This is a genomic window from Methanothermococcus sp., from assembly GCF_015523155.1.
GTDB lineage: Archaea > AGJL01 > Methanococci > Methanococcales > Methanococcaceae > Methanofervidicoccus.
The window spans coordinates 1-10,167 of record NZ_WAKW01000056.1 but is presented as its reverse complement, the minus strand read 5'-3'; the positions used below and the strand labels follow the sequence as shown (position 1 = coordinate 10,167).

The 10,167-nt window shown below is 30.4% G+C and carries 10 protein-coding genes and 1 pseudogene; 5 read left to right on the top strand and 6 right to left on the bottom strand.

Going from position 1 to position 10,167, the window contains the following annotated elements:
• Positions 1-126: pseudogene (locus tag F7B34_RS07830) on the bottom strand (transposase); the annotation flags it as partial.
• 410 nt (positions 127-536) lie between these two features.
• Here F7B34_RS07830 and rfbC point away from each other — a divergent pair.
• The 5 genes from rfbC (at position 537) to F7B34_RS05710 (ending at position 3,898) form a co-directional block, all read left to right on the top strand.
• Positions 537-1,091 (top strand): dTDP-4-dehydrorhamnose 3,5-epimerase, encoded by a 555-nt coding sequence (gene rfbC, locus F7B34_RS05730; RefSeq protein ID WP_292460878.1) that lies wholly within the window; start codon positions 537-539, stop codon positions 1,089-1,091.
• 63 nt (positions 1,092-1,154) lie between these two features.
• Complete coding sequence (locus F7B34_RS05725) at positions 1,155-1,553, top strand: PIN domain-containing protein (protein ID WP_292460877.1); 399 nt, start codon at positions 1,155-1,157, stop codon at positions 1,551-1,553.
• A gap of 84 nt (positions 1,554-1,637) precedes the next feature.
• A complete protein-coding gene (locus F7B34_RS05720; RefSeq protein WP_292460876.1) occupies positions 1,638-2,693 on the top strand; it encodes a M42 family metallopeptidase in 1,056 nt (351 codons plus the stop codon).
• A gap of 11 nt (positions 2,694-2,704) precedes the next feature.
• Complete coding sequence (locus F7B34_RS05715; RefSeq protein ID WP_292460875.1) at positions 2,705-3,388, top strand: phosphatase PAP2 family protein; 684 nt, start codon at positions 2,705-2,707, stop codon at positions 3,386-3,388.
• 30 nt (positions 3,389-3,418) lie between these two features.
• Positions 3,419-3,898: a YkgJ family cysteine cluster protein gene (locus F7B34_RS05710; RefSeq protein WP_292460874.1), complete on the top strand. Its 480-nt coding sequence runs from the start codon at positions 3,419-3,421 to the stop codon at positions 3,896-3,898.
• On the opposite strand, the gene F7B34_RS05705 is transcribed toward F7B34_RS05710, so the two are convergent.
• The 5 genes from F7B34_RS05705 to F7B34_RS05685 form a co-directional block, all read right to left on the bottom strand.
• The gene (locus F7B34_RS05705) at positions 3,878-4,174 is read right to left on the bottom strand and encodes a hypothetical protein (protein ID WP_292460879.1); all 297 of its coding nucleotides are present in this window, start codon (positions 4,172-4,174) and stop codon (positions 3,878-3,880) included. The two genes, F7B34_RS05710 and F7B34_RS05705, sit on opposite strands and share 21 nt — an antisense overlap.
• An 81-nt stretch (positions 4,175-4,255) precedes the next feature.
• Positions 4,256-5,437, bottom strand: a complete 1,182-nt coding sequence (locus F7B34_RS05700) for a redox-regulated ATPase YchF (protein WP_292460873.1) — start codon at positions 5,435-5,437, stop codon at positions 4,256-4,258.
• A gap of 140 nt (positions 5,438-5,577) precedes the next feature.
• Complete coding sequence (locus F7B34_RS05695; RefSeq protein ID WP_292460872.1) at positions 5,578-6,900, bottom strand: radical SAM protein; 1,323 nt, start codon at positions 6,898-6,900, stop codon at positions 5,578-5,580.
• Between the two features lie 25 nt (positions 6,901-6,925).
• Complete coding sequence (locus F7B34_RS05690; RefSeq protein WP_292460871.1) at positions 6,926-8,209, bottom strand: amidohydrolase; 1,284 nt, start codon at positions 8,207-8,209, stop codon at positions 6,926-6,928.
• Positions 8,210-8,402: 193 nt separating this feature from the next.
• A complete protein-coding gene (locus tag F7B34_RS05685) occupies positions 8,403-9,788 on the bottom strand; it encodes a TldD/PmbA family protein (protein WP_292460870.1) in 1,386 nt (461 codons plus the stop codon).
• Positions 9,789-10,167 lie beyond the last annotated feature (379 nt).

Below are 10,167 nucleotides of genomic sequence, written 5' to 3'. Positions count from 1 at the left end.
TATCTTCTGTTTAAGAAAATCTATTATATTGTTATTTACAAATATTTTTCTTCTATATTTAACTACAATAATAAGATGATAATATAAAGAATATACTGAATGACATCCTTTATCAAGTTTATATTTCCATAGTTATCACAAAAATATATTATAACTATGTTATACTACATAAATATTTGCCCGCAATTCATCCCCTCCCTTACGGAAGGGGACTTCTTGCGGAATAAGTTAAAAAATATTATTGGGCAAAATATTTTAATATTAAATTTTACAGTTTATCCTAAGCTTTTTTTATTTTAAAAAACCTACCATAAAAATTTTTTAAATATTATCTCGAACATCGTACATAAACTTCTTGCGGAATAAGTTAAAACATTTTTATATTAAATCTCCAATAAAATATAGTAATTGCTTGCAGTAGCAAGTGAGCAACGAAATCAAAATCTCTGATTTCAAGCTAAAACTCTTCGAGTTTCATTCAAATCTTTGGATTTTGCCTAATTACTTTTTGATTACACTATAAAAGGAGGGATATTGTGCCATTTGAATTCAAAAAAACCAAGATTCCAGAGGTAATTTTAATAAAACCAAAAGTTTTTGGAGATGAAAGAGGATTTTTTTTAGAAACCTATAAAAAAGAAGATTTTGAAAATGCAGGTATAAAAGGAGAATTTGTTCAGGATAATCATTCTAAATCCAGTTATGGTGTTTTAAGGGGATTACATTTTCAAAAAGAACCTTATGCACAAGCTAAAATAGTTAGGTGCATTAAAGGGGTTATTTATGATGTTGCTGTAGATTTAAGGAGAAACTCTCCAACATTTGGGCAGTGGGTAGGAGTTGTGCTATCTGAGTTCAATAAACATCAATTGTATATTCCAAGGGGATTTGCCCATGGTTTTTGCGTTTTAAGTGATGAGGCAGAGGTAGTTTATAAGGTGGATAATAAATATGCCCCTGAATATGAATGCGGAGTAATTTGGAATGATAAGGATATAAGTATTAATTGGCTTATCGATGAACCAATACTGTCCAATAAGGATAAACAATGGCATACCTTAAAGGAGTTAAATAATGAACTCTTTAAATAAATATTTTGTTATATAATATTATGATGATATTATAAATTCTTAATTAAAAAAATAAGTGATAGGATGACAATAACAATACCAGATACAAATTTTTTAATATACGCCATTAAACATAATATAAATATAGATTATGAGTTCAGCAGAATACTAAATAATTATGAAGTGGTAATACTCAATTGCATAAAGGAAGAATTAGAAAAACTTAAAACTCAATTGAAGGGTAAGGAGAAATTTTCCATAAATATACTATTATCTTTAATTAAAAAATATAAAACAGAGGATTATAACAATGGAAAGTATGCCGATGAAATAATATTGAATTATGCAAAGTATCAAAAGAATAATAACAATAAAATTGTTGTATGCACAAATGACAAAGATTTAAAGAGAAAGCTTGTTGATATGGGCATCCCCATAATAGTCGTTAAGCAGAGAAATTATTTTGAATTGCAGGAAATTTAGTAAGTAATATATACTCACTCATCATATTGTAATTCTATATATTATAAAATATTTTTAATATTTTTCTAAAAAAAAGGTGATATAATGGCTGTGCTTGATTATTTAAAAGAATTATCAACAGCAGAAGGTATTTCAGGTAGAGAAGATAGAATAAGAGATATAATGAAAAAAGAACTTAAAAAATACTGCGATAAAGTATATGTTGATAAACTTGGAAATTTAATTGCAAAAAAAGGTAATAATGGACCTAAAATAATGTTTGCAGCACATATGGATGAGATTGGATTGATGGTAAAATACATAGATGATAATGGATTTTTAAAATTCACAAAAATCGGAGGAATAAATGACCAGATGCTTTTAAATCAGAAAGTGATTGTGCATACCAATAAAGGAGATTTGGTAGGCGTTTTAGGTTCAAAACCTCCTCATAAAATGAAAGAAAGTGAAAGAAACAAATTAATAAAATACGAAGACATGTTTATTGATATAGGGGCAAAAGATAGGGAAGACGCTCAAAAAATGGGTGTAGAAATAGGTTCATGGATTTCATTTAAATCTGATTTTGACGAGCTCGGCAACAACAGAGTGTCATGTAAATCATTCGATAACCGGTCAGGATGCGCTGTTTTATTGGAAGTTGCAAAAGAATTGAGTGAATTGGAATTAAACTGTCAGGTATATTTCGTGGGAACCGTTCAGGAAGAAGTTGGATTAAAAGGTGCAAGAACATCAGCTTTTGGTATTAATCCAGATGTGGCGTTTGCCCTTGATGTAACAATCTGTGGAGACCATCCAGGTATAAAATTGGAAGATGCTCCTGTTGAATTAGGCAAAGGTCCAGTAGTTGGAATAATAGATGCCTCTGGAAGAGGTTTAATAACCCATCCAAAAGTTTTAAATATGGTAAAGGAAGTATCAAAGAAATACGATATTCCAATCCAGTATGAAGTTGGAGAAGGCGGGACAACTGATGCTACTGCAATATATTTAACGAGGGAAGGCATACCTACTGGAGTAATATCGGTTCCTTCCAGATATATACATACGCCAGTTGAGGTAATTGATATTACCGATTTAGATGAAACTGTTAAACTTGTGAGCTCCTGTATTAAGGAGTTAAATATATATTTCCCATAGAAGGGGATACAATGAAGGAAATAATAGTAAGATTAATTACATACCCTATTGTTTATATTTTATGGGGGGGTTTGATGTGGTATTCTCAAATAATTACCCCACTTGATTTTACTTATTATCTACATTATATTCCATTATGCAATGCCAAATTTTATAATATTCTTCAAACTTCACCATTCATAATAATAGAATTTTTTAGAATAATTTATTTATATTTATTTACATTTTGTATAGTTGGAGGAATTGGTTATTATTTAATTATAAAGAGAGATTATTTAAAATCAGATATAATATTGGTAGATATTGCATTTGGATGGCTTATAGCAGGGTTAATTTATACATTTTTTGTAGTTCAATCTCCATTTCAAGTTGGAGTTGCACATGATTTAGTAAATGATAATTTATTATGGATATGTACAAAACCAACATACGAAATTCCTTCCCTGCATACTGCATACTCTGTTCTTATGGCACTTCATTTTAAGGATGAAAAAAGTAAAATAAGATATTTTTTCTATGCACTTGGTATATTAATACCTATTTCGACCCTATTTATGGGACAGCACTGGATTATTGATGTAATTACTGGAATAATATTTGCATATATATTGTATCGACTTCCTAAAAATATTCATTTAAAAATACATAATGTGCTTAACTATTTATCAGGGTATTACGATATTATAAAAAAATAAAAAGTTAAAATTTAATATAAAAGTGAAAACATGGAAATTAAGGTAGATAATAAAGGAATAGCATGGTCATGTAGAATGTGTGGAAAATGCTGTGATTCTCCAACACTAACAAAAAAGGATATAGCAAATATAAGTGGATACTTGAAAATATCCTTTGAAGAGACTGTTAAGAAATATTTAACATATTTTGATGGAACATACGGCGAGTTAAAAGAAGTTAAAGGTAAATGCGTATTTTTAAAAAATAATAAATGCTCTATATATAAGGTAAGACCGCTGATTTGCAGATTAAGACCATATTCTCCACAGCTGAAAAATGGAAAATTGGTATTAACTTATGATGGATGGTTTTTAAATAACTGTCCTGGGTTATTTGTTGGGGATTTACCTATTGAAAGGGAGTATTTAAAATATGGCTCCCTTGTTGTTAAATACTTAGGGGCAGAAAAACCTACGCCTGATGAATTGTTTGATAGATTAAAAAATAGATTAGCAAAAGGTTCTGTTTGAAACTGGAATACATAACGTTTTATCACAGTGCGGACATTTAACCACGACCTTTCCCAGTTCGTAGTTTGATTCAAATGGCTTTTTGCAGTAAGGGCACAGCCATATTCTTTTCGATGTTGTTTTGCATTCTCCTATTTCCCCAACTGTTGGATATTTTTTATAGGTAATATCGCTTTCATTATCTTGATATTTGAAGAACATTTTTATCATCTTTAAGTAGAGCTCTACCGCAGATTTATTTATACAGTCATCCCCTCCACATATTGGGCATTTCATATTTTTAGCTATCTCTTTAATGTTTGATTCGTTTTCCATATTATCACCAAAAAAATTAATATTAAATAATAATTAATAAAATTAAGCCGCAGATACGATTTTTATTATATCTCCATCTTTTAACTCATGGTCTGCACCGATTCTTATTTTCTTTCTAGCATCAACGGCATATATAAATTTATTCCCTATATCTGTATGTATTTTAAATGCCAAATCCTTTGCAGTGGTTCCCTTTTTTACCAAATAGGCATCTGGAAGGACATTTCCTTTTTTATCACAGTATTTGTTTTCATCCTCAACAGGATAAACAACAATCATATCCAATAGGTCAAAGTATGCTCTGTTTAGGAGCTCCTGTATGCCAGTTCCATTATGTTTTTTTAGGTATTCCTTCATATAATTTAGGGCGTTTTTCTGTGCGTCATTTAAGGATTCATTTATTATTTCAAAATCATTTTTAGTTCTATCATACTTAATAATTCCCGCCTTTTCAGCTCTCTTCAATGCGAGCTCTATCTCTGCTGATGTAGGTATTACAATATAGTCTTTAAATTCTTCCCTTAACTTTTTGATATTTTCTTCTGCATCAGGATGGTCTGCTTTGTTTGCAGCTATAATCATAGGTTTTGAAAGCTTTCTAAGAGTTTTTGCCAAATATAAAAGGTCATTATCAGTCCATTTTATAGGGCTATCGTCTAAATTACGAATAGCATTATCTACCTGTTCTTCTGAGATATTGAGCCCGCTTAACTGCTCAGAGATTATTTTTGAAGTGTTCTTTTGCTGTTGTGCCTTTCTCGATAACTTATCCCAGTTTTTAGTAAGTATTCCATAAATCCACATGTCGAGTTCATCCAATAAAAATTTAACATCTTCTGCTGGGTTGTGATTTTCAGTTGAATTTCCCTCTAAATCTGTTTTACCGCTTGCATCTACAACCACTATAAAGGCATCAGCCTGCCTTAAATCATCTAAAAATTTGTTTCCCATACCTTTTCCTTTGTGAGCCTCTGGAACAAGTCCAGCAACATCTATTATTTCAACGGGTATGTATCTTATCCCATCAATACATTTTGAATTATTTGGGTTGCATTGGATGTTTAGTTCTTTACATGGACAGGGTGAGCTCACAAAGGATGTTCCAATGTTTGGGTTTATTGTTGTAAATGGATAATTTCCAATATCTGCAACTTTTTCAGTCATTGCATTGAATAAAGTTGATTTTCCCACATTTGGTTTTCCTACAAGTCCTAATATCGCCATAATTTCACGCTCTTCTTTTTTTTCAGTGAAAAAATATAAAATCTTTGATTTTATGTATATTTCACGATCTTTGTTTTCTTTTTCTATTATTAATTTATAAAATTAAATTATAATAAAAATTAATTCAGCATTTATATTATTTATATATAATTTTTTATAAGATTTGTATAATTCATTAATAAATTATTTTTTTTCAAATACTTTAAAAACTGCACTGGTTTATTGTAATTTTTTATTAAATCACATAGTTCAGCACCACCACGACACAAAACACACTGAATAACCATGGAGTTAAAATTTTCGTAATTTACCTTTACATTGAATTTTTTTAAGGATTTTTCAATATATTTTATATTACTTTTTGATTCTAAATTAAATAGCTCGTTTTCAAATTCAGAATGTGGTTTTGGAATAAATGGATTTACGCTTATTTCTACTTTCCTAAAATCTTTTTTAATGTTCTTAGATAAATTTATTATTTCTTCAATGTCTTCTTCGGTTTCAGTTGGAAGTCCAACCATATAATATAATTTTACCTTATGAATTTTGTTATTTTTTGCAATATCCAAAGCATTTAAAATATCATTATTTGATATATCCTTTTTTATATATTCCCTTAATCTCTCGCTTCCTGCTTCTGGTGCTATTGTAAGAGTTTTAAGATTTAGGATTTTTAGGAGCTCATCCTTTATGGTATCTGCCCTTAGTGATGATGGAGATATTGAAATATTGCCTTTTTCCTTTATGTAGTGGCATAAATCAATTATATGCCTATAATCTCCAACAGATGGAGATATTAATGCAATTTTATTTGTTTTTGTGTGTTTTAGTCCTTCATCGACAAGATACTTTAAGTCGTCAAGTTTTCTAAATCTCGGCGGGTAATATATGCTTTTTGCCATGCAAAATCTGCATCTTCTTGGGCATCCCCTTCCTATCTCCAGCAAAAAAGCATCTCCATATGCACCAGATGGATGGGTAAATTGATTTGTTGGATAATCCTCTATTGTTATTTTTTTTGGGTAAATTCTCTTTATCTTTCTAAAATCTTCTTTATTTACTCCATCAAGTTTTGGATAATAAACTCCTTCTAAATCAGTTTTTCTATGGATGAGCTCATACATAATGTCTGTGCCTTCAATCTCACCAATCACAAAGGCATCAAAAAAACCGCTCAATGGCAAAGGATTGGCGATTGCACAGGGACCACCACCTATAAAAATAGCATTTGGGTTTTTTTGCCTTAATTTGGTTATTATATTAACCACATTAAAATAATCGTTTTCATATTGTAGGGTGATGATTATAGCATCTTTATTTTTTATTTCGTTGCAATTCTCGATAAAATACATATTGCAGTTTATATCAGGGTATTTATTTAAATGATGATGTAAAATATGCATTGCTAAACAGGAGATGCCTCCTTTAAACTTGTTTGGATAAATTAGTGCCACATTTTTCATAAATACCACAAATCTAATTTAAATTTTATGTCGAACACCCCAATAATTTAGAATATGCCTTTTCTGCCATTTCATAAACTTTTTTCTCATCAATATTTACCATTTTTCCATCATTTAAAACAATATTTCCATCGATTATGACCATATCTACATTCCCGTTAAATGAATAAACTAAATGGGAGCTAATATTTTCCTTTGGTATTAAATAGGGTTTATCCAAATCTATTAATACAACATCAGCCAGAGCTCCTTCCACCAACTCACCAGCATTTAAACCAAGGGCATGGGCTCCGTTTTTTGTGGCAAAATTAAATGACTCGTTGGCATTGACAACAGTTGGATTTAATGATATTCCTTTATGAATAAGGGAAACTGTTTTTATCTCTTCGAAAAGGTTTAAATTGTTATTGCTTCCGCATCCATCTGTTCCAAGGGTGATTAAAATATCATTTTCCATAAGTTTTGGAATTGGAGCTATTCCCGAGGCTAGTTTTAAGTTGCTTACTGGATTGTGAGATACTGCTATGTTTCTATTTTTTATAATATTTATCTCATCCTCTGAAAGATGGACGCAGTGGGCGGATATTACCTTTACATCATTAAAGAATCCAAAGGAATTCAGATATTCAAAAGGTCTCATTCCAGTTTTTTCCTTTATGGTTTTTACCTCATCCAGAGTTTCATTCATGTGAATGTGTATCGGAACATCATATTCCTTAGCCATGTTGTGGGTTTCCATTAGGAGCTCCTTTGAACAAGTATATGGTGCATGAGGTCCCAATACGGGATTTATCCTTTGGTCGTTCAGTTTTTTTATTTGTTTAATGGTTTCTTCACTTGTTTTAAGCTCTTTTTCTCTTTTTTCTTCATCAAATAAATCAATCATTCCATATGCCAAAAAGCCCCTAATGCCAGTTTCTTTTACTGCCTTAATTATGCCGTCTAAATAAAAATACATGTCATTGAATGTTGTTGTTCCACTTTTAATCATCTCCACGCATCCAAGTAAAGCTCCTGCATAAACAATATCTTCGTTTAATTTTGCCTCCATCTTCCAGATGTAATCGTTCAACCATTCCATAAGTGGCAAATCATCGGCAACCCCTCTAAAAAGGGTCATAGGTATGTGTGTATGGGTATTTACAAGTCCGGGGATTGCTATTTTATTTTTACCATCTATTATCTTTAAGTCCTTTTCATTTAGATTTTCTTTATCTACTAAATTTTTTCCAATCCTTTTTATTTTATTTCCTTCAATTAATAAGTCCTGTATGCTGTTGTCTATTAGAGCTCCTTTTATTAGAATCATAATAATACCTCAATTTTATTTAATCACCTGAATGAAATGAAGGTGAGCTATAAAATCCCATAGGATTTTATTTAATCACCTGAATGAAATGAAGGTGAGCTATAAAACTCGAAGAGTTTTATTTAATTTTAATTTATTTTTATATTTTTTAATTTAATTTTAATTCTTATTTAAATAAAAATTTTTAATATTTTTAACTTAATATAGTTTTAGTTCTCACACTTCCGCCACCATCTCCAACTGGAACGCTCTGACCATTTTTACCGCAGTATCCAACACCCAATTTAAATTCATCAGACACTGCGTCTATATTATGAAGAATGTTCAATATTTCACCACTAAGCCCCGCATCTCTTAAAGGCGTAGTTAATTCTCCATTTTCAATTAAAAATGCCTCAACTGCATTGAATTGGAACAGTCCCTTTCCTGTATCGACTTGACCCCCCCTTGAACTTTTTAAGAATATGCCGTTTTTTGTATCTTGTAGGAGCTCGTCAAATTTCCAATCTCCCGGCTGTATGTAGGTGTTGCTCATTCTAACAATAGGTTTGTTCAATCCCTGAGCTCTTGCATTTCCAGTGGTTTCCATATTTAACCTTCCCGCAGTCTCTCGGGTGTGTAGATAGTTTTTTAAAACTCCATTTTCAATTATTTTGGTTTCGCTTCCCTTTACTCCTTCACTATCGTATTTATAGTATCCAAAAGAACCTTCTATCAATGGATTGTCGATTACAGTTACATATTCACTTCCAACGACTTCTCCAATTTTGTCCTTAAATACGCTATCATTCTGCAAAACTAAATCAGCCTCTGAGGCATGACCAACCGCCTCATGAATAAATACACCTGCGAGCTCAGGGTCAAGGATTACATTGAACTCTCCCTTTGGACATGGTTTAGCACTAAGTAATCTTAACGCTCTATTTTTTGCATATTCTGCTTTTTGAGATATATTTCCTTCTTTTATAACCTCAAACCCATCTCCACCAAGCCTTTCAGAAGCATACTGCAATGTGGTGTCCTTTGCAACTGCGGTCATATACATTAAAACTCGCATATTTTCATATTCAATTTTTGTTCCTTCGCTGTTCATAAATAAAGAATGCCCAACAGCATCGGAATATGCCACAGAGGTGCTCACTATTTTATTATTTTCATCAGTATCATTTTTACTCATATGTTCATGAGCAAGCATTAAATATTCCTTTTTTTCGTCGGTGCCGATATTTTCAGGATTTATTTTTGCATTTGATTTAACGTAGTCCTCATAGGTTTTTACATCCTTTAAAACCACAGTTTTCTTGGAGTTTTCATTAGAAATTTTGGCAATTTTATATGCTTTCTGTATTAGTTCTTCTATTTCATTTAGATTTACTTTGTTTGAAGTTGCGTACCCCCATCCATTTTTATAAAGCACCCTCACAGATACTCCTGCACTCATACCAGATGAAATTTCATCGATATTTCCATCTTTTAGAATTATATGGTTGGATTCTCCAAAACCTACCCTAATATCGCAATAAGTCCCCATGAACATTTTTTCAAGCTTTTCTAAATCAATATATCTTAAATTTTCCATTCTTTCACCTTTTCTTATAATAATTAATTAAATTATATTAAATTACATTAAAATATAAAATAATATATATTCATAATATAGCAAATATAAATAACAAATATAAAATAATAAAATACCAATAAATATAAAATGTTATAATGCAATAATAATTTTAGTAATAGATTATTTGCAATGTTAATATTAACTTTTTTGAGGTAATGAAATGATAAAAAATATCTTATAATTTTTTTAAGTTTTTTTATATTTTACTGATAGCATGATTTAACAACAAATCTATCTAACATCAAAAAATAAAAAAAGTTTTAGTAATATTATATTATAGATACTTAATAATATACTAATTAATTTAATAAATAGTTTAAGAAATCTGTTTAGAAGG